This window comes from Micrococcus lylae NBRC 15355, assembly GCF_001570885.1.
In the GTDB taxonomy this organism is placed as follows: domain Bacteria; phylum Actinomycetota; class Actinomycetes; order Actinomycetales; family Micrococcaceae; genus Micrococcus; species Micrococcus lylae.
In genome coordinates this window covers 1-18,401 of sequence record NZ_BCSN01000009.1, presented here as the reverse complement: position 1 = coordinate 18,401, position 18,401 = coordinate 1, and the positions used below count along the sequence as shown (strand labels likewise).

The window sequence follows — 18,401 nt, the reverse complement described above, 5'->3', positions numbered from 1 at the left end:
GGCACCGTTGCCGCGCGTCGGTGATGATGCGGGTGCGGACAGGTCCTCAGCCCGCGGCGTCCTCCGGGCCGCCGGTCGCGCGGCGCTGCGGCGTTCCGGGGGAGACGGCGGCGTCGAAGCCGATGTCCAGGGCCCGCACCGAGTGCGTCAGGGCGCCCACGGAGACCACGTCCACGCCGGTGGCGGCGACCGGGCCGACGGTCTCCAGGGTGATCCCGCCGGAGGCCTCCACCACGGCCCGGCCGTCGACGAGGGCGACCCCGGCCCGCAGGTCCGCGAGGCTGAAGTTGTCCAGCATGATCGTATCCGCGCCCGCGGCGAGCACGGGGGCGATCTGTTCGAACCGGTCCACCTCGACCTCCACGTGGACGGTGTGCGGCAGGCGATCCATGCCGGCGCGCAGGGCGGCGGTGACCTCCTCGTCCGAAGCGCCCTCCGCGATGCCCATGGCGGCCCAGTGGTTGTCCTTGACCATCACGGCATCCGACAGGGACATGCGGTGGTTGTGCCCGCCGCCGTCCCGTACCGCCTGGCGGTCCAGGACGCGCAGGCCCGGGGCGGTCTTGCGCGTGTCCGCGATGCGGGTGTGCGCCCCGGCGGCACGGACGGCGTCCACGTACCGCGCCGTGGCCGTGGCGATCCCGCACATGCGCTGCAGCAGGTTCAGGGCGATGCGCTCGCCGCGCAGCACCGCGCGGGCGGGGCCGGAGACCTCGGCCAGCACCTGCCCGGCGGCGAAGCGGCCGCCGTCGCAGGCATTCAGCGTCACGGACACGGCCGGGTCCACGAGCAGGAAGACCTCGGCCAGCACCGCGGCACCGGAGAACACGCCGGCCTCCCGGGCCACCACACGGACGTCCATGACGGCGTCCTCCGGCACGAAGGCCTCGCCGGTGACGTCGCCCCAGGGGGCGTCCTCGGCCAAGGCGCGGGACAGCACCTCGCGGCGCAGGGCGGCGGTCACTGGGCGGCTCCCGTGGTGGAGGGCTCGGTGCCGGCGGGGGCGGACCCGTTCCGGGGACCGGCCCCCGCGGGAGTCGCCAGCGGGACGACCGCGAGCATGCGCTCCAGGGCGGTCCGCGAGTGGGCCTGCACTGCGGAGGGGACCTCGATGCGGTTGACCACGCGTGAGGCAACGAGCTCCTCGAGCACCCAGGCGAGGTAGCCGGGGTGGATGCGGTACATGGTGGAGCAGGGGCAGATCACCGGGTCCAGGCAGAAGATCGTGTGCTCCGGGTGCTGCGCGGCCAGACGCTGCACCAGGTTGATCTCGGTGCCGACCGCGAAGGTCGAGCCAGCCGGCGCCGCCTGGATCGCCTTGACGATCGCGTCCGTGGAGCCGGAGGCATCCGCGGCGTCCACGACCTCCATGGGGCATTCCGGGTGGACGATCACCTGCACGTCCGGGTGCTCGGCACGGGCCTTCTCGATCTGCGCCACGGTGAAGCGGCGGTGCACGGAGCAGAAGCCGTGCCAGAGGATGACCTTCGCGTCCTGCAGCTGCTCGGCGGTGCTGCCTCCGAGGGGCTGCCGCGGGTCCCACACCGGCATCTGCTCGAGCCCGATGCCCATGGCCTTGGCGGTGTTGCGGCCGAGGTGCTGGTCCGGGAAGAACAGCACCCGCTGTCCGCGCTCGAACGCCCACTCGAGCACCTGGGCGGCGTTCGAGGAGGTGCAGACGATGCCGCCGCGGGCGCCCACGAACGCCTTCAGCGCGGCGGAGGAGTTCATATAGGTCACCGGCAGCACCGGCTGGCGCCCCTGCTCATCCGGCTCGGTGCCGTAGAGGTCCTCGAGCTGGGCCCAGCAGTCGGTGACGGAGTCCACGTCCGCCATGTCCGCCATGGAGCAGCCGGCGCCCAGATGGGGCAGGATCACGGCCTGCCCGTCCCCGGAGAGGATGTCCGCGGTCTCGGCCATGAAGTGCACGCCGCAGAACACGATGGCCTCGGCGTCCGGGTGGGCGGTGGCGGCGCGGGCGAGCTGGAAGGAGTCGCCCACGTAGTCGGCGTGCCGGACCACCTCGTCGCGCTGGTAGAAGTGCCCCAGCAGGACCACGCGGTCTGCGAGCTCGGCCTTGGCGGCGGCGATGCGTTCCTGCAGCTCGTCGTCGGAGGCGGTGCGGTACTCGGCCGGGATCTCGCCCTGGCGGGGCATGTCGGACGGAGCACGGTCCTGCATGGAGGAGCCGGGGCCGTAGCCTCCTCCGGCCTCCCACGGCGGCAGCAGCAGGTCCTCGGTGCAGGAGGCGGTTCCGGCAGGCCGGGAGGGCAGCAGGGTCAGCTGCACGGGCACCGACGGCGTCGTCGGAGCGGCGGGGGCCGCGGGGGCGGCCTGTCCGGTGTTGGGGGTCACGGCGGTCATCGGTCGGTCCTCTCGTCAGGGCGCGGGGCCGCGTCGGGGGCGGCGGTGGGGGTCGTCGATGTGGGTGGGCGCCTCAGCGCGCGCGTCACCTCGGGCGCGGCGAAGCGGTAGAGCCGGGGCGGACGGTAGGGGGTTCCGGTGCGCACGGTGCCGGTGTCCTGCACGGACGGGTCGCCCAGGGCGGTGCGGCGGAAGTTCGCGGCGTCCAGCCGCTCGCCGGTGACGGCCTCGTGCGCCGCGCGCAGCTCGCCGAGCGTGAACTCGGCCGGCATGAGGGCGCCTGCCACGGCGGCGTCGTCCAGGCGGCGGGCCAGTGCGGTGCGGGCGGCGGCCACGATCTGCGCGTGGTCGAAGGCCAGGGCCGGTACGCGGTCCACGTCGAACCAGCGGACGTTCCAGCCCTCGCGGTCCGTTCCGGAGGTCAGGGCCCAGTGCGCGAGTGTGAGGACGCGTCCGGTGGGGGAGCGGTCCACGGCGCCGAACACGGCCAGCTGTTCCAGATGGGCGGGGGAGACGCCCACGGTCTCCGCCGCCACGGCCTCGGCGGTCTCGTCCACGTCGGCGTCGGCCTCGAGCCAGCGGCCGGGCACGGCCCAGCGGTCCAGGAAGGGGGCGCGGGTGCGGGGGACGAGGGCCACGTGCAGGGCGGTGCGCCCGGAGCGGTCCGTGCGCAGGCTGAGCACCGCCGTGGACACGGCGGCCCGGATCAGGGCCGCCTCGGCGGCGCGGTCGGCGGTCATGGGGTGGTGGTCTTCCTGGGTCGGCGGGCGTGCGAGGACGCGGTCGGCTCCATAATGTCGCGCAGACCATATGAATTCGAGGCCATATGTGTCAGTAGGACCATAAGACGTCTTCGGTGCCGTCCCGACGAGCACGGCCGCTACCCTGTCCCCGTGACCTCCGCAGACACCTCCCGCACCGATGCCCCCGACGCCCCGCTGGCCTCCACCGTGGTGGGGGACGGCCCCCGCCGCGTCGCCTTCGTCCACGGCCTGATGGGCCGGGGCCGCAACTTCAACGGCATCGCCCAGGCGTTGTCCGACCAGTTCACGGTCGAGATGATCGACATGCCGGACCACGGCCAGTCCCCGTGGACGGACGGCGTGGACTACCGCAGGATCGCCGACCGGCTCGCCGACCACCTGCGCTCCGGTCTGGCCGCCGACGGGCCCGTGCACCTGGTGGGCCACTCGATGGGCGGAAAGGCCGTCATGGCGCTGGCCCTGCGCCACCCGGAGCTCGTGGATCGCCTCGTGGTGGTGGACATCTCCCCGCGCACCTCGCCGGCTGCCACGGACGAGTTCGTCCACCTGCTCGGCACCATGCTGGAGATGGACCTGGCCTCCTTCCGCACCCGGTCGGACGCGGACGCGGCCATGGCGCAGAAGGTCCCGGACGAGCGCATCCGTGGCTTCCTGCTGCAGAACCTGCGCCGGGACCACGGCCACTTCGCCTGGCAGCCGAACGTGGAGATGCTGCTGCGAGACCTGGAGGTGATCGGCTCCTTCCCGGAGCCGATGGTCGAGGCGGACCCGGACCGCACCTACAACGGCCCGGTCCTGTGGATCGGCGGCGCGGACTCGGACTACATCCTCGACTCGGACGTGCCCCGCATGAAGGAGCTGTTCCCGCGCGCCGTGCGCGTCACCATCCGCGAGGCCGGGCACTGGGTCCACGCGGACCAGCCCGGCCCGTTCGTGGACGCAGTCCGGCACTTCCTCACCCAGGACTGAGCCGAAGCGGACCGGCTCGCACACGGCGTCCGTCCCCCACACGGCATCCGTCCCCAGGAGACGGGACGACGACGGTCCCCTCACCTCCGCCGAGGAGTGCACGGAAGGTGGGGGCCCGTCGTCGTGGGCCTGCCGGGAGGCGGGCCGGCGGTGTCAGTGGGCGGCCTGGTTCTCCTGGTCCTTCGTGCCGAACGCCTTGCCTGCCACCGTCACGACGCCCAGGACCACGGTGCCCCAGAGGAGCCCGACGATCGCGGAGCCGAGGGTCTCGGCGACCCAGCCGACGAACGCGCCGGCGGCCTCCGCCACCGGCGCGGTGAGGTGGTGCAGGAACTCGTAGGGGGCGTGCAGGCCCAAGAGGTCGAGCTCGACGAGCACGATGTGACCGCCCACCCAGAGCATCGCCACGGTGCCGACCACGGTGATCACGCGCAGCACATGCGGCATGCCCTTCACCAGGGTGGCGCCGAAGCGGCGGCCGCCGTCCGTGTGGCCGTCGCGGAGCATGTGCAGGCCGATGTCGTCCATCTTCACGATCAGTGCCACGGTGCCGTAGACGCCCAAGGTGATGGCGATCGCGACCACGAAGAGGATGATCGCCTTCATCCAGATCTCCTGGTCCGCCACCTCGTTCATGGAGATCACCATGATCTCGCAGGACAGGATGAAGTCGGTGGTGACGGCGCCCCGGACGACCTTGTCCTCCGCGTCGGCGCCCTGCTCGACCGCGGGCTCCTTGTCTGCCGAGTGGTGGCCGGTGATCTTGTTCCAGACCTTGTGGGCGCCCTCGTAGGCCAGGAAGGTGCCGCCGGCCAGCAGCAGCCACGGCAGGATCCACGGGGCCAGCCAGGACAGCAGGAGCAGGGCGGGGAGGATGATGAGCAGCTTGTTGCGCAGAGAGCCCTTGGTGATCTTCCAGATCATGGGCAGCTCGCGCTTCGGGTCCACGCCGGTCACATATTGGGGGGTCACGGCGGCGTCGTCGATCACCACGCCTGCCGCCTTGGTGCTGGCCCTGGCGACGCCGGCGGCCACGTCGTCCGCACTGGCAGCGGCCAGGCGCGCGAGCGCTGCGACGTCGTCCAGCAGTGCGACGAGTCCGCTCATGGTTCCTCCTGATGGGACGCAGGGCGGGCTCGGTGCCGCGCCGGGAAAAGCATAGCGGCCGCCCGGGAGGGTCCCGGACGGCCGCCGCGTCGTTGGCCGGGGTGCTCGTCGCCCGGCCGCCGACGGTGGGTCACTCGGCCTCGGTGGTCTCCACCGGGCGGGCGCCGAGGCGCTGGTCGATGCGCAGCAGGCCCGAGCCGTCCTCGCCGACCAGGCGGAGCTGGCCGATGATCTCGGACACGGTGGCCTCCTCCTCGATCTGCTCGTCCACGAACCAGTTCAGCAGCGGGCGGGCGTTGAGGTCGCCGGCCGCGTCGGTGGCGCGGTAGAGCTCGCGGATGGCCTCGGAGACCTTCTGCTCGTGGGCCAGGGCGGCCTCGAAGATGTCCAGGGCGGTGGCGTCGCGGGACACCTGCGGGGCATTGATGGTGCCGATCTCCGCGTAGGCGTCGCGGTCGGTCACGTGGTCGATGAACTTGTTGGCGTGGACGATCTCCTCGTCCGCCTGGCGGCGCAGCCAGGTGGCCATGCCGGTGAGGTCCAGGTTGTCCGCGGCGATCGCCAGCTGGCGGTACACGATGGACGCCTCGAGCTCGAGGGTGATCTGGTCGTTGAACTTCTTCAGCAGGTCGTCGGTGAGCTTCATGACGCCCACAGTAGACCCGCCGGCCGGCGGCCGAAAGCCTGGTGAGGCTCACCTGAGCCGGGTCGCCCGCTGCGTCCCGGTCCCCGGCAGGCTAGGATGGCGGGTCGGCCTGCGCGCCGCGACCCGTCCCCTGTTCGAGAGAAGCACAGTGACCGACCCGAACTCCGCTCCCTCCCGCAGTGCGGCGGCCCGCGACGACGTGCCGCTGGGGCCCGGAGGCCGCCCTGCGTGGGCGCGGCGGCGGGTGTTCCGCAGCCCCGGCACCCGCCGCGTCGTCTACGCCGTGGTGTTCGAGGTGCTGGCGGTGCTGTTCGTGACCGTCCTGCTCACCCTTGTCGGCAAGGAGGCGAACTCGTCCCTGGTGCTGGCGATCGCCAACTCGACCATCGCGCTGCTGTGGAACCTGGCGTTCAACACGATCTTCGAGGCGTGGGAGCGCCGCTCCGGGACCACCGGCCGACCGCTGAGGGTGCGGGTGGCGCACGCCGTCCTCTTCCAGTTGGGCCTGGTCTGCATGCTTGTGCCCACCGTCGCGTTCATCCTGCAGGTGAGCCTGGGGGAGGCGATCGTGATCGAGGGCGGCCTGCTGGTGTTCTTCTTCCTCTACACCGCGGTCTATGCGTACTGCTTCGACTCCGTCTTCGGCCTGCCGGACTCCGCCTCCGAGCCGCCGGCGGGCACCTCCACCGCCCACCCGGCCTCCGGCGTGGACGTCCTCACCGGCCCGATCGACCGCGTCTGAGGTCACCGGCGCCGGGACTCAGCCGTCCAGGCCGAGGAACTCCTTGATGGCGGGCAGCTCCTTGGCGAACTGCTGCCGGCCGAGCTCGTGGGCGGCGGCCAGCTTGGCCACGTTGCGCTCGCCGTTCTGCACCGGCATGTGCTCCGGTGCGAAGACGTAGGCCGTGCCCGCACGCTCCATCTCGAACAGGCGCTCGCGGGTCTCGTTGTACCGCTTCCAGCGGGTCGTCAGCCCCTCGGCCACGGCCGGGTAGCGGCGGAAGTAGGTGCGGTAGAAGCCGGGGAACCGCTCGGGCCGCTTCACATAGGACCGTTCGCGGGTCAGGATGACCAGCTGCTTCTCGTACCCGGCCTGCACGCCGGGGGTGAGCGGGATGCCCCCGTCCACGCCGAGCGCGCCGTCCACCCAGGTGGAGCCGGCGAGCTTCACCGGCGGCATGAGCACCGGCATGGTCGAGGACGCACGGACACGGACCATGAGGTCGTCCAGGGTGTGCACGTCCTCGCGGCCCCACCAGACGGTCTGCCCGGTCTCGGCGTCGAAGCCGCCGATCGCGAACCGGGCCGGGTTCGCCCGGAACGTGCCGAAGTCGTAGGGGAGGACCTGTCCGGGGCGGCCGGCATGCTGGTAGATGTACTCGGCCGCGAACAGGCCCTGGCCGCGGATCCAGGTGCGCCACGAACCGAAGCGCGGGTCGTCCGCGAAGTCCACGAAGCAGGCCCGTGCCCGGCGGGCGTCCCGGGACAGGTAGTTCGCCGTGTTGGACGAGCCGGCGGAGATGCCGGACACGAAGTCGCAGAAGATCCCCTCCTCGATCAGCCCGGACACGACGGCCGAGGTGAGGGAGGCCCGCATTCCGCCGCCTTCGAAGACGAGGGCGGTGTCCGTGACGGTGCTCCGGATGCGGGCGCGGTCCTGTTCGCCCTCGGGGGAGCCGGACTGCGATGAGGTGTTCCCTGCCACGTCCACATTCTAGGGTGGACCCATGGCTGACATCACCTTCCGCTCCACCCCCGTCACCACCGTCGGCGAGCTGCCGGCCGTGGGCGCGTCCGCCCCCGCCTTCGAGCTCGTGGGCCAGGACCTCGCCGCGATCAGGCTGGCCGACCTGGCCGGAAAGACCGTGGTGCTGAACATCTTCCCGTCGGTCGACACGGGTGTCTGCGCGACCTCGGTGCGCACCTTCAACCAGCACGCCGCGGGACTGGAGGACACCGTGGTCCTGGCCGTCTCGGCGGACCTGCCGTTCGCCGCGGCCCGCTTCTGCGGTGCCGAGGGCATCGAGAACGTGCTGCCGGGCTCGACCTTCCGCTCCGACTTCGGCGACGTCTACGGTGTGCGCATGCAGGACGGCCCCCTCGCCGGCCTGCTCGCCCGTTCCGTGGTGGTGATCGGCCCGGACGGCACCGTGAAGCACACCGAGCTCGTCCCGGAGATCGCCCAGGAGCCGGACTACGAGGCCGCCCTGGCCGCCGCGCAGGCCTGACCCATGCCCCGCCGTCGTCCTGAGTCCCGCCGCGGCCGAGCCCCGCAGGACCCGTACGCCTACCTGGGTTACGGGTCGTCTGCGCGCGCGGACGGGGACCCTGGACGGCCCGAGGGGCCGCTGGACGCCTATCGCAGGCACGACGACGGCAGCTCGCCCTGGCAGGGCGACGGCCGCTTCGGCGGCGGCTCCTTCGGTGCGCAGCCGCAGGGCAGCCCGTACGGTGCGCAGCCGCAAGGCGGCCCGTACGGCGGTCCCTCTGGTGGCGGCCCCTACGGCGCACCGCCGCAGGGCGGCGCGTACGGCGGCCCCTCTGGTGGCAGCCCGTACGGCGGTCCCTATAGTGGCGGCCCGTACGGCGGCCCCCAGTACGCCATGGGCGGGTATCCGCCCGGCAGGCCGCCGAGGCGGAAGAAGTCCTGCGGCCGGATGCTCATCACGGCCGCCGGTGTGGTGGGCGCGCTGATCCTGGCCGGCGGCGGCGCGGGCTTCGCCGTCAGCGAGCTCACGGACCGGATCGAGGCCGAGCAGCGGCAGCAACAGCAGCACCAGTCCCAGGGCGCCCCGCGCGGCACCGAGCAGCGCAGCCTTCCCTACGAGGACCGCGACCCGGAGGAGTGGGTGCAGGCCCTCACCGAGGTGCACGAGGGCGTCGTGGTGGACTGGGAAGCCCCGCCGCACCGCGGCCGCGACCTGGACCGCGGCCAGACCGTCATGGAGGCACCGGGCGTCCTGCTCGTGGACACCCAGCTGTCCGGGGCGATGGGCACCGGCACCGGCATCGTCCTCTCGGAGGACGGACTGGCCGTGACCAACTACCACGTCGTGGAGGACTCCTCCCGCGTGCGCGTCACCGTCTCGGACACGGGCCGGAAGTACACCGCCACCGTGCTCGGCCGTGACGCCGAGAACGACATCGCCGTCCTCCAGATGGAGGATGCCGAGGGACTCGAGACGGCCAGCCTCGCCGCCGGGGACCCGACGCCGGGGGACGCGGTGGCCGCCGTCGGCAACGCCCGCGGGCAGGGCTACCTGACCAGCGTCCGCGGCGAGGTCCTCGGCCTTGACCGCTCCATCTACGCCGCACCCGAGGGGAGCGAGGACTACTCCCGGCTCACCGGCCTGATCCAGACGGACGCGGACGTCGTCCCCGGGTACTCCGGCGGCCCCATGGTGGACGCGGACGGCCAGGTGGTCGCCGTGTCCGTCGCCGCCAGCTCCGGGACCACCTCCAGCGAGGTCGACGGCTTCGGCATCCCCCTGGACGTGGCCCTGGGCGTGGTGCAGCAGGTGCTCTCCGGCGAGGAGACGGACACCGTCTCCATCGGCGCCGACGGCGCGCTGGGCATCATGATCAGGCCCGGCGAGGACGGCGTCGTGGTCGTGGACGTGGACGAAGGCTCCTCCGCGGACGAGATCGGCCTGCGTCCCGGCGATGTGATCGTGGCGGTGGACGGCCACTCGGTCGGCACCAGCGCCTCGCGTCTGTCCCGCATGGTGAACGACCGCAACGTGGGCGAGCGCATCACCGTCAAGTGGATCACCGCCAACGGGCAGGTCCGCGAAGAGGAGGCCGTCCTCCAGGAGGCCGTCGTCAACTGACGCCCGCTCTGCCGCGGTGACCGGCCGTCGTCGGGCGCGACCTGCCCGGCGGCCCTGTGGCGGCGGCCGGCTCGGGGGAGGCGCCGTCGTCGGGCAGCAGCCGCGGGGCCGGCGGGTCAGGGGAGCATGTCCAGCGAGACCATCATCGCGACCATGCCGATGAGCATGCCCGCCAACGCGACCCGGGCGCCGCCGGCCTCGCGGGCGGCCGGCAGCAGCTTGTCCACGCTGATGACCACCATGATCCCGGCGACCGCCGCGAAGAGCATGGACGGCAGCGCCTCGGTGAGGATCGGGGCGAGCAGCAGGTATCCGACCAGGGCGCCGACCGGCTCGGCGATGCCGGTCAGGGCCGCCCAGCCCAGGGCCTTGCGGCGCGACCCGGTCGCCTGGCGGACGGGCACGGCCACGGCGAGGCCCTCCGGGACGTTGTGGATGGCCATCGCGACGGCCAGGGCCAGGCCCACCTTGGGATCGGACAGGGTTGCGGCGAAGGTGGCGAAGCCCTCCGGCAGGTTGTGCAGGCCGATGCCGACCGCCGTGACCAGGCCCAGGCGCATCATGCGGCGGTCGCGGCGGGTGACCGGGGCGCCGTCCTCACGCTCGTCGAGGTCGATCCGGTCCGGCAGGAACCGGTCGATCGCAAGGAACGACCCCACACCGGCCAGGAAACCGACCAGCATGACGGTGCCGGCCCAGGTCCCGAAGTCCAGCACGAGGCCGTCGGTCGCCTCGGGGATGATCTCCATGAAGGAGACGGAGACCATGACGCCGCCGGCGAGGCCGAGACCGAGCGCCAGTCCGCGTGGTCCGGGTGTGCGCCCCATGACCGCCAGGACGCCGCCCAGGACGGTGGCGACGCCGGCGAATACGGTGAGACCGAGGGCCGTCAGGACGGGGTCGGACGGTGGCACGGCAGGCTCCTTCTGCGGTCGGCGGCGGCGGTCGTCGGCGAGCGGTGGGGAGCCGAGGATGTGTGACTGTCATCACAGTTATATGGCTGTGCGGGGCCCTGGCGACAGCTTCATCCTTCGCGCGCGCACGAGGGCACCCTACCCGACGTGTCTTGGGGGCCACAGTCGCCTTTGGCTAGGCTGGGAGCCATGCCCGCACTCCTCACGCTCTGCGTGCTTGCGGGAGGCCTTCTGCTCACCCCGGTCGTGGCACGGCTGACGCCCCGCGCCACCGGGTGGTTCCTGGCCGCGGTCTACGCCGTGGCCGCCGTCGTCTTCGCACCGGCGTTCGGCTCCCTCACCGGGACCGGCGCTGCGTACACGTGGTCGATGCCGTGGATCCCCGCCTGGGGAGTGGAGCTTTCCCTGCGCACGGACCCCATCGGCGCCCTGTTCACGCTGCTCGCGCTCGTGATCGGTGCGATCGTGCTCGTCTACGCGGTGGCCTACCTCGGCCCCGGACGCCACCTCGGCTTCTACCTCGGCATGGCGATGTTCACCCTCGCCATGGTGGGCCTGGTGACCACCGACGACGCGGTCGTGCTGTTCCTGTGCTGGGAGCTGACCTCGCTGGCCTCGTTCCTGCTGATCGCCCGCTCCGGACGTGCGGCCGAGGCGCCGTCCATGCGCACCCTGCTGATCACCTTCGTCGGCGGGGTCAGCCTGCTGGCCGGCCTGGCGATCGCCTCCGTGGCCGCCGGCACCACGCGCGTCTCCGAGATCCTCGCCGCGGACGTCTGGGCCGGCAGCCCGGGCCTGACGTCCCTGGTGGCCGTGCTGCTCGCCGTCTCCGCGATGACCAAGTCCGCGCAGTTCCCGTTCCACTCCTGGCTGCCGGACGCCATGGCCGCCGCCACCCCGGTCTCCGCCTACCTGCACGCCGCGGCCGTGGTGAAGGCAGGCATCTTCCTGCTGCTGCGCTTCTCCCCCCTCTTCCACGCCGTCCCGGCCTGGTCCTTCCTGCTGGTGGCCGCCGGCCTGGCCACCGCGCTCGTCGGCGGACTGCGTGCCGTGCAGCAGACCGACCTGAAGAAGCTGATGGCCTATTCGACCGTCAGCCAGCTCGGCCTCATCGTCGCCGCGATCGGCACCGGCACCGCCGTCGGCCTGGCCGCCGCCGCGCTGCACACGCTGGCGCACGCCGTGTTCAAGTCCGGCCTGTTCATGTCCGTCGGCGTGATCGACCACGCCGGCGGCACCCGCGACCTGCGGCACATGCCGGCCCTGGGCCGCCAGGCCCCCTTCGCCCTGGTGCTCACCGTGATCGGCGCCGCCGCCATGGCCGGCGTCCCGCCGCTGCTCGGCTTCGTGTCCAAGGAGAAGGTCCTCACCGCCATGCTCGAGTACGGCGAGGGCGGCGCCGGAGGAGCGGCCCCCGCCTGGGCGGGCCCGGTCGCCCTGGTGCTGGCCGCCCTGGCCTCCGTCCTCACCGTGGCCTACTGCGCCAAGATCGTGGTCGGCGTGTTCTTCGACGAGCCGCGCGAGCAGGCCCCCGAGCCGCTGCATCCGCACGCCCCGTCCGCCCTGCTGGTCGGCTCCACCGCCGTCCCGCTGATCGCCACCGCCGTGCTGGTCTTCTTCCTGGCCCCGATCAACACCCTGGTCGGAGCCGTCGGCACCGCCGCCGAAGGGGCCGCCGAGGTCCAGGACCCGCACCTGTCCCTGTGGCACGGCGTGAACGCCGAACTCGTCACCACCGTGATCGTCCTGGCCCTGGGTCTGGGCACCCTCGCGATGCGCCGCACCCTCTGGCCCGCCCTCGAGGGCCTGCGCCTGCCCGCCTCCGGCGCCGGTGTGGTGGAGGGCGCCCGTGCCGGCCTGGAGCGCGCCGGGGCCTGGCTCATGGCCCGCACCGCCCACGACCACGCGGGGCCGCACGTCGCGGCCATCCTCGTCTTCCTGTCCGCCGTCCTGCTCGGCGGCGTCGCCGGCCTCATCGCCGGCGGCCACATCCCGCCGGTCGCCGAGGGCATCAACCGCTCGATCGACGCGGTCCTGCTCGTGCTGCTGGCCGTCGCCCTGTTCGCCGTGGTGCGCAGCCACACCCGACTGGGAGCCACCGTGTCCCTCTCGGCGGTGGGCATCCTCATCACCGTGCAGATCCTCTCGCTCGGCGCCCCGGACGTCGCGTTGACCCAGCTGCTCGTCGAGTCGCTCACGATCATCGTGATCATGCTGGTGCTCCAGCGCCTGCCGAAGACCTGGGGCTCCTCCGCGGCCTCCCGCCGCCGCCCCACCCGCCAGCTCGTGCCGGTGCTCGTCGGCCTGGCGACCGGCCTGGCCGCGTTCGCCGCAGTCTGGGCCCTCAACGGCCGCCGCGAGCGCTCCGAGGTGGGCACCTACCTGCTCGAGGAGACCTACCCGCTCTCCCACGGCCTCAATGTGGTGAACGTGATCCTCGTGGAGTTCCGTGCCCTCGACACCCTGGGCGAGCTCACCGTGCTCGGCATGGCGGGTGTGGCCATCGTCGCCATCCTGTCCACCCTCCGCTCGGCGAAGCTGGACCCGGCCACGCGGACGATGTCCGCGGTGGAGGCGAGCACCTTCGACTCCGGCGAGCCCGTCCTCGGCTCCGACACCGCGCGCCGGGCGATCCTGAACCCCTGGGCCAACACCGCTCAGCTGCAGCTGATGCTGCGGGTGATCCTGGTGATCATGCTCGGCGTCTCGGCCCTGCTGTTCTGGCGTGGACACAACGAGCCGGGCGGCGGCTTCAACGCCGCGCTCGTCGGCTCGGCCGTGGTCGGCCTGATGTACCTATCCACCTCGAAGGACCGCCAGATCGGCCCGCCGCGCATGCCGCTGTACTTCATCGGCGGCGGCGTCATGCTGGCCACCGCCACCGGCCTGTGGAACATGGCGGCGACCGGCACCTACATGCAGCCGCAGGGCGCCGAGATCCTCGGCCAGCACCTGTCCACCGCCATGGTCTTCGACGCCGGCGTGTACCTCGCGGTGATCGGCCTGATCCTCGTGGCCGTGAACGTGCTCGGCGTCGCCCGGCAGTCGACCACGGGCGCGGAGACCATGCGCGAGCGCCTGGACGAGGCCGTCGAGGGCGAGCTGTCCGGGCCCATGGACACCGTCCACGGCGAACGTCCGGACGAGATCCCGCCGACCACCTCCTCGATGCACGTGGTGAGCCCGCGTTCGCAGTACATCTCCTCGGGCACCCGACCGCCGGAATGGGGGCATGACGCATGATGATCCTCGCCCTGACCGTGGGCCTGCTGATCGGCACCGGCGCGTGGATGGTGCTGCAGCGGGAGATGGTGCGCGCCATCTTCGGCCTGACGCTCATCTCCCACGGCGTGAACCTGCTCCTGCTGACCACGGGCGTGCCCGCCTGGCGCCAGGAGCCCCTGACCGACGGGGCGGACATCCGCCAGGTGGCCGACGCGCTGCCCCAGGCGTTTGTGCTCACGGCGATCGTGATCTCCATGGCCTCGTCCATCCTGATGCTGGCCCTGGCCGTCATCGGCCGTGACGACGACCAGACCGTGCCGCCCGAGACCGGAGAGGACCACTGATGGCCGTCGCCGAACTCCTGCCGCTGTTCGTGGCGGTGCCGCTGCTCACCTCGGGCCTGTCCGTGGTGGTGCGCAGCCGTACCCTGGACGCGGTGCTGTCCGTGGCCGTCCCGCTGGTGTCCATGGCCGCCGCGATCGCCCTGCTGGTCCACCACGGGTCCCATCCGCCGATGGCCGTCAGCGTGGGCGCCTTCGTCCCCGGCGTGGCCATCCCGTTCGTCTCGGACACCCTGTCCGCGCTGATGATCGTCGTGACCTCGCTGTCCACCGCGGTGGCCGCCTGGTTCCTGATCCTCACGCGGGAGTACCGCTACCGCTTCGTGCCTGCCCTGACGCTCATGACGTTCGCCGGCGTGAACGGCGCCCTGCTCACGGGCGACCTGTTCAACCTCTTCGTGTTCGTCGAGGTGATGCTGCTGCCGTCCTACGCGCTGCTCGCCGTCACCGGCTCGTGGCGTCGCCTCGGCATCGGCCGCATGTTCGTGATCGTCAACCTGGTCACCTCGGCCGTCCTCGTCTCCGGCGTGGGCCTGGTCTACGCCTCGGCCGGTGCAGTGAACCTCGCGGTGCTGCAGGGCGCCGCGGCGCAGGACCCGCGCGTGGCCCTGGGCGTGTCCGTCGTGCTGGTCGCCCTGCTGGTCAAGGCCGGCGTGGTGCCCGCCTACGGCTGGCTGCCGCGCGCCTACCCGGGCACCTCGGCCGGGATGATGGCCCTGTTCGCTGGCCTGTACACGAAGGTCGCCGTCTACGCGGTGCTGCGCATCGTCTACGTCGTCTTCGCCCCGCAGCACCGACCGTACGACCTCGCCACCCACCCCCTCACCTGGGTGCTCGGCGTGCTGGTCGTCGCCACCATGCTGGTGGGCGCCGTCGGCTCGCTCGGTGAGAACCGCGTCCGCGGGGTCATGGCGTTCCAGATGACCGCCGGCGTGGGCCACATCCTCATCGGTGTGGTCCTGGCCTTCCCGGCCGCCGTGGTCGCCGGCGTGTTCTACCTGGTGCACCACGTGATCACGATGTCCGGCCTGCTCACCCTCACCGGCTCGGTCGAGCTCGCCTACGGCCAGTCGCGCATCGACCGCCTCGGCGGCCTCGTCAGGCGCGAGCCTGTGATCGCCGTCGGGATGGCCCTGGGCCTGTTGTCCCTGGCAGGCCTGCCGCCGACGTCCGGCCTCTGGGGCAAGTGGGGCCTGATCTCCGCGACCGCCGAGGCCGGGCAGCATGGCCAGGCCGCGTGGGGCTGGGTCATGATGGCGGGCATCCTGCTCGCCTCCGTGGCCACCCTGATGGCCCTGCAGCGCCTCTGGACCGGGGCCTTCGGCGGTGACGAGCTGACCCACATGCGCCCGGACGTCGTCACCGGCGGCCGCGGCCCGGACACGGTCCTGCCGGCCGACGTGCGCGTGGCCCCCCGCCTGATGGCCCCCGGCCTGCTGATGATCGGCCTGTCCGTGGCGCTCTTCGTGGGCGCTGGCCTGGTGATGCCGTTCGTCGAGCAGGGCGTGGCCGGGCTGTTCGATCCGACCGACTACGTGAAGGCGGTGCTCCCGTGACCGACATCCGTCAGACCCGCCCGCCGCAGGGCGGACGGCGGTGGCGCTTCCATCTGGGCCACGCCGTCTCCTATGTGCTGTGGCTGGTGAAGGAGGTCATCGCCGGTTCGTTCCAGGTGGCGCGCAAGGCCGTGACTGCCGGCCCCTTCGCCACGCCGTCGATCATCCGGTACGACCTGCGCTGCGAGCGCGACCTCGAGGTGACGTGGATGGCCAGCTCCATCACCATCACCCCGGGCACGCTCGTGGTGGGCACCGCGCACGGCACCGACACCGAGCCGGTGACCCTGTTCGTCCACTGCGTCTTCGACCAGGACCGCGAGGAGGTCGTCGCCGGCCTGCGTGAGATGGAGGACCGGCTGCTGCGCATGCTGCGCGGACCGCGTTGGGAGGAGGCCTCATGAGCGTCGACACCGTGATCACCGTGGGCGTCGTCGCCACGATCGCCGTGCTGGCCGTCGCGTTCGGCCTCGGCATCCTGCGCATCCTGCGCTCCGAGACCAATGCCGAGCGGGCCGTGGTGGGCGACCTCGTGTACTTCGCGTCGATCGGCATGCTCGCCGCGGCGGGCCTGGTCTTCCACTCGGCGGTCGTCCAGGACGTGGCCCTGCTGGCGGCGTTCCTCGGCATCCTCGCGACGGTCGCCCTGAGTCGCATCCTGACCCGAGGGGAGCGCTGACCCATGATCGTCCTCGCCCTGTTCGGCATCCTCTGCATGGTGGGCGGCGCCGTCCTGGTGCTGCTGTCTGCCGTGTCCATGCTGCGCGCCCGGGACGGCCTGCAGATGATGAACGTCTTCAGCCCCGCGACCGGCATGGGCCTGCCGCTGATCTGCTTCGGCGTCTTCCTGTGCCTCACCGCCCGGGACGGCTTCGCGCTGTGGTCCCTGGTGCTGTTCCTGCTGACCGCGATCTCCCTGGTGATCGTCTCCTCGCTCGCCTCGAACGTGCTCGCCCGCGGCATCTACCGCTCCGGTGCGCACGTGGACGAGGCGACCGTGCCGCAGGACCTCGCCCAGGACCCGGGCCCGACCGCCCGATGATCCGCACCGGCCGGTGAGCCACGAGCAGTCGATGCGTCCCGTCTCCGGCTTCCCGCTCCCGGAGGGCGTCGAGCCCGGGCGCGTCGCCGTCGTCGGGTCCGGTCCGAACGGCCTGACCGCCGCTGCCCTGCTGGCCCGTGCCGGCTGGGAGGTCGACGTGTACGAGGCGGCCGACCGTCCGGGCGGAGCGTGCGCCTCCGCACCCGTGCTCGGGGAGGGGACGGTCGTGGACCTCGGCGCCGCCGGCCACCCGCTGGGGGTCGTCAGCCCCGCCTTCGCCGAGCTGGACCTGACCGCCCACGGACTTCAGTGGGTCCACCCCGAGGTGCCGATGGCGCACCCGCTGCCCGGGCAGGACGCCGTCCTCCTCCATCGGGAGCCGGAGGCCACCGCCTCGGGCCTTCACGACGACGGCCGCGCCTGGTTGGCATGGCATCGTCCCGTCCTCGACGCGCCCGCCGCGGCGGCGGCGGACGTCCTGGGTCCGCTGGTGCGCCGGTGGCCCCATCCGCTGACGATGGCCCGCCTCGGGCTCCGCTCGCCCTGGCCGGCCGCGGCGGCCGCCCGAGCCGCTTTCTGCGGCGACCGGGCCCGTGCCCTGTTCCTCGGCTCGGCGGCGCACACGATCCTTCCTCCCACCCGGCCGCTCACGGCGGCGATGGGCACGCTCCTCGGCGGGCTCGGCATGACCACCGGATGGCCCGTCGCCCGGGGCGGGTCCCAGTCGGTGGTGGACGCGCTGCTGAGCGTGCTGGCCGCGCACGGCGGCCGGCTGCACACCGGCCGGCGCATCACCCACCTGGCCGAGGTGGCAGACGTGGACGCCGCCATCCTCGACCTGATGCCTGCGGCCGTCGCCGCGTTGGGCGGCACCGGCATGGAGGCGCGGCCTCTGCGGCGGCTGCGCCGGTGGCGGCACGGCCCGGCGTCGGCGAAGGTCGACTTCCTCCTGGACGGCCCGATCCCGTGGCGGGACCCGCGCGTCGGCGGGGCCGGCACCGTGCACCTGGGCGGCACGCCGGAGCAGCTCACCGCGGCGGAGGCCGCCGTGGCCGCCGGGCGGATGCCCGAGCGGCCCTTCGTGATGCTGTGCCAGCAGCAGGGCGCAGACCCGTCGCGGGCGGCCGCCCCGGCGGCGGGGAGCACGGTGGTGTGGGCCTACGCCCACGTCCCGCACGGCTGGGAGGCAGCGGTGCGGCCCGTCGTCGAGGCGGTGATCGAGGAGCATGCCCCGGGGTTCCGCGACCGGATCCTGCGAGCGGTGGAGACGGGGCCGTCCGCTCTTCAGGCCTGGAACCCCAACCTGGTCGGCGGGGACATCGCCGGTGGTGCGTTGGACGGCACCCAGCTTCTGGCCCGGCCTCGGCTTCTCTCGCCGCACCGGCTCCGCGCCGCCGTCCGGGGCAGCGGAGTCCCGGGCCTGTACCTGGCGTCCTCGGCGGCGGCCCCGGGTGCCGGTGTCCACGGCATGTCCGGGGCATGGGCCGTGCGAACGCTGCTGCGCGACGCCGCCTGAACCGGCCTTCGCGCACCGTCGGCGGCGCACGTGTGACATCGAGGTTACGAAAAGGTAACGATCACCCTCGGTGCGGGATGTTTCCCACGTCACGCTTTTGCAAGTACCCCTCGGCGGGCTAATGTGG

Annotated in this window: 18 protein-coding genes; 11 read left to right on the top strand and 7 right to left on the bottom strand. The window is 72.6% G+C overall.

What is annotated here, in order from left to right:
- Nucleotides 1–46: 46 nt before the first annotated feature.
- Genes nadC through MLY01S_RS03445 form a run of 3 tightly spaced genes read right to left on the bottom strand, consistent with a single transcriptional unit; the run spans nucleotide 47 to nucleotide 3,104 of the window.
- Complete coding sequence (nadC, locus tag MLY01S_RS03455) at nucleotides 47–964, bottom strand: carboxylating nicotinate-nucleotide diphosphorylase (protein ID WP_067189344.1); 918 nt, start codon at nucleotides 962–964, stop codon at nucleotides 47–49.
- On the bottom strand, nucleotides 961–2,364 hold the full coding sequence (gene nadA / locus MLY01S_RS03450) for a quinolinate synthase NadA (protein ID WP_067189343.1): 1,404 nt from the start codon (nucleotides 2,362–2,364) through the stop codon (nucleotides 961–963). The genes nadC and nadA overlap by 4 nt, the downstream gene beginning before the upstream one ends.
- A complete protein-coding gene (locus MLY01S_RS03445) occupies nucleotides 2,361–3,104 on the bottom strand; it encodes an NUDIX hydrolase (protein WP_082739614.1) in 744 nt (247 codons plus the stop codon). Before MLY01S_RS03445 ends, nadA begins: the two co-directional genes overlap by 4 nt.
- A 153-nt stretch (nucleotides 3,105–3,257) precedes the next feature.
- On the opposite strand from MLY01S_RS03445, the gene MLY01S_RS03440 reads away from it, so the two are divergent.
- Nucleotides 3,258–4,097 carry an alpha/beta fold hydrolase gene (locus MLY01S_RS03440; protein WP_067189341.1) on the top strand — a complete coding sequence of 280 codons (840 nt, stop codon included), beginning with the start codon at nucleotides 3,258–3,260 and terminating at the stop codon, nucleotides 4,095–4,097.
- A gap of 153 nt (nucleotides 4,098–4,250) precedes the next feature.
- On the opposite strand, the gene MLY01S_RS03435 is transcribed toward MLY01S_RS03440, so the two are convergent.
- The gene (locus MLY01S_RS03435; protein ID WP_067189339.1) at nucleotides 4,251–5,204 is read right to left on the bottom strand and encodes a DUF808 domain-containing protein; all 954 of its coding nucleotides are present in this window, start codon (nucleotides 5,202–5,204) and stop codon (nucleotides 4,251–4,253) included.
- Between the two features lie 130 nt (nucleotides 5,205–5,334).
- Complete coding sequence (locus tag MLY01S_RS03430; RefSeq protein WP_067189337.1) at nucleotides 5,335–5,850, bottom strand: ferritin; 516 nt, start codon at nucleotides 5,848–5,850, stop codon at nucleotides 5,335–5,337.
- A gap of 148 nt (nucleotides 5,851–5,998) precedes the next feature.
- On the opposite strand from MLY01S_RS03430, the gene MLY01S_RS03425 reads away from it, so the two are divergent.
- Nucleotides 5,999–6,592: a PACE efflux transporter gene (locus tag MLY01S_RS03425; protein WP_245232083.1), complete on the top strand. Its 594-nt coding sequence runs from the start codon at nucleotides 5,999–6,001 to the stop codon at nucleotides 6,590–6,592.
- A gap of 18 nt (nucleotides 6,593–6,610) precedes the next feature.
- Here MLY01S_RS03425 and MLY01S_RS03420 read toward each other — a convergent pair whose 3' ends face one another.
- A complete protein-coding gene (locus MLY01S_RS03420; protein WP_373279959.1) occupies nucleotides 6,611–7,495 on the bottom strand; it encodes a patatin-like phospholipase family protein in 885 nt (294 codons plus the stop codon).
- Nucleotides 7,496–7,577: 82 nt separating this feature from the next.
- Here MLY01S_RS03420 and tpx point away from each other — a divergent pair, with 82 nt between their 5' ends.
- Both tpx and MLY01S_RS03410 read left to right on the top strand, forming a co-directional pair.
- Nucleotides 7,578–8,078 (top strand): thiol peroxidase, encoded by a 501-nt coding sequence (tpx, locus tag MLY01S_RS03415; protein ID WP_067189334.1) that lies wholly within the window; start codon nucleotides 7,578–7,580, stop codon nucleotides 8,076–8,078.
- 3 nt (nucleotides 8,079–8,081) lie between these two features.
- Complete coding sequence (locus MLY01S_RS03410; protein WP_245232082.1) at nucleotides 8,082–9,680, top strand: S1C family serine protease; 1,599 nt, start codon at nucleotides 8,082–8,084, stop codon at nucleotides 9,678–9,680.
- 116 nt (nucleotides 9,681–9,796) lie between these two features.
- Here MLY01S_RS03410 and zupT read toward each other — a convergent pair whose 3' ends face one another.
- The gene (gene zupT / locus MLY01S_RS03405; protein ID WP_067189330.1) at nucleotides 9,797–10,594 is read right to left on the bottom strand and encodes a zinc transporter ZupT; all 798 of its coding nucleotides are present in this window, start codon (nucleotides 10,592–10,594) and stop codon (nucleotides 9,797–9,799) included.
- 189 nt (nucleotides 10,595–10,783) lie between these two features.
- Between zupT and MLY01S_RS03400 the strand changes: the two genes are divergently transcribed.
- The 7 genes from MLY01S_RS03400 to MLY01S_RS03370 are packed head-to-tail and all read left to right on the top strand — an operon-like array spanning nucleotide 10,784 to nucleotide 18,274.
- On the top strand, nucleotides 10,784–13,837 hold the full coding sequence (locus tag MLY01S_RS03400) for a DUF4040 family protein (RefSeq protein WP_067189328.1): 3,054 nt from the start codon (nucleotides 10,784–10,786) through the stop codon (nucleotides 13,835–13,837).
- The gene (locus tag MLY01S_RS03395) at nucleotides 13,837–14,163 is read left to right on the top strand and encodes a sodium:proton antiporter (RefSeq protein ID WP_067189326.1); all 327 of its coding nucleotides are present in this window, start codon (nucleotides 13,837–13,839) and stop codon (nucleotides 14,161–14,163) included. The genes MLY01S_RS03400 and MLY01S_RS03395 overlap by 1 nt, the downstream gene beginning before the upstream one ends.
- Nucleotides 14,163–15,716, top strand: coding sequence for a proton-conducting transporter transmembrane domain-containing protein (locus MLY01S_RS03390; RefSeq protein ID WP_067189324.1), 1,554 nt, complete (start codon nucleotides 14,163–14,165; stop codon nucleotides 15,714–15,716). Before MLY01S_RS03395 ends, MLY01S_RS03390 begins: the two co-directional genes overlap by 1 nt.
- On the top strand, nucleotides 15,713–16,120 hold the full coding sequence (locus MLY01S_RS03385) for a Na+/H+ antiporter subunit E (RefSeq protein WP_245232081.1): 408 nt from the start codon (nucleotides 15,713–15,715) through the stop codon (nucleotides 16,118–16,120). Before MLY01S_RS03390 ends, MLY01S_RS03385 begins: the two co-directional genes overlap by 4 nt.
- Complete coding sequence (locus MLY01S_RS03380; protein WP_082739608.1) at nucleotides 16,117–16,395, top strand: monovalent cation/H+ antiporter complex subunit F; 279 nt, start codon at nucleotides 16,117–16,119, stop codon at nucleotides 16,393–16,395. The genes MLY01S_RS03385 and MLY01S_RS03380 overlap by 4 nt, the downstream gene beginning before the upstream one ends.
- Before the next feature lie 3 nt (nucleotides 16,396–16,398).
- A complete protein-coding gene (locus MLY01S_RS03375) occupies nucleotides 16,399–16,758 on the top strand; it encodes a cation:proton antiporter (RefSeq protein ID WP_067189321.1) in 360 nt (119 codons plus the stop codon).
- 31 nt (nucleotides 16,759–16,789) lie between these two features.
- Nucleotides 16,790–18,274: a phytoene desaturase family protein gene (locus MLY01S_RS03370; RefSeq protein WP_067189319.1), complete on the top strand. Its 1,485-nt coding sequence runs from the start codon at nucleotides 16,790–16,792 to the stop codon at nucleotides 18,272–18,274.
- Nucleotides 18,275–18,401 lie beyond the last annotated feature (127 nt).

Bases quoted from the DNA above. Each gene is read 5' to 3' on its own strand.
- nadA (WP_067189343.1), bottom strand. From the start codon at position 2,364: ATGACCGCCGTGACCCCCAACACCGGACAGGCCGCCCCCGCGGCCCCC.
- MLY01S_RS03445 (WP_082739614.1), bottom strand. From the start codon at position 3,104: ATGACCGCCGACCGCGCCGCCGAGGCGGCCCTGATCCGGGCCGCCGTG.
- MLY01S_RS03435 (WP_067189339.1), bottom strand. From the start codon at position 5,204: ATGAGCGGACTCGTCGCACTGCTGGACGACGTCGCAGCGCTCGCGCGC.
- MLY01S_RS03430 (WP_067189337.1), bottom strand. From the start codon at position 5,850: ATGAAGCTCACCGACGACCTGCTGAAGAAGTTCAACGACCAGATCACC.
- tpx (WP_067189334.1), top strand. From the start codon at position 7,578: ATGGCTGACATCACCTTCCGCTCCACCCCCGTCACCACCGTCGGCGAG.
- MLY01S_RS03410 (WP_245232082.1), top strand. From the start codon at position 8,082: ATGCCCCGCCGTCGTCCTGAGTCCCGCCGCGGCCGAGCCCCGCAGGAC.
- MLY01S_RS03400 (WP_067189328.1), top strand. From the start codon at position 10,784: ATGCCCGCACTCCTCACGCTCTGCGTGCTTGCGGGAGGCCTTCTGCTC.
- MLY01S_RS03395 (WP_067189326.1), top strand. From the start codon at position 13,837: ATGATCCTCGCCCTGACCGTGGGCCTGCTGATCGGCACCGGCGCGTGG.
- MLY01S_RS03390 (WP_067189324.1), top strand. From the start codon at position 14,163: ATGGCCGTCGCCGAACTCCTGCCGCTGTTCGTGGCGGTGCCGCTGCTC.
- MLY01S_RS03380 (WP_082739608.1), top strand. From the start codon at position 16,117: ATGAGCGTCGACACCGTGATCACCGTGGGCGTCGTCGCCACGATCGCC.
- MLY01S_RS03375 (WP_067189321.1), top strand. From the start codon at position 16,399: ATGATCGTCCTCGCCCTGTTCGGCATCCTCTGCATGGTGGGCGGCGCC.
- MLY01S_RS03370 (WP_067189319.1), top strand. From the start codon at position 16,790: ATGCGTCCCGTCTCCGGCTTCCCGCTCCCGGAGGGCGTCGAGCCCGGG.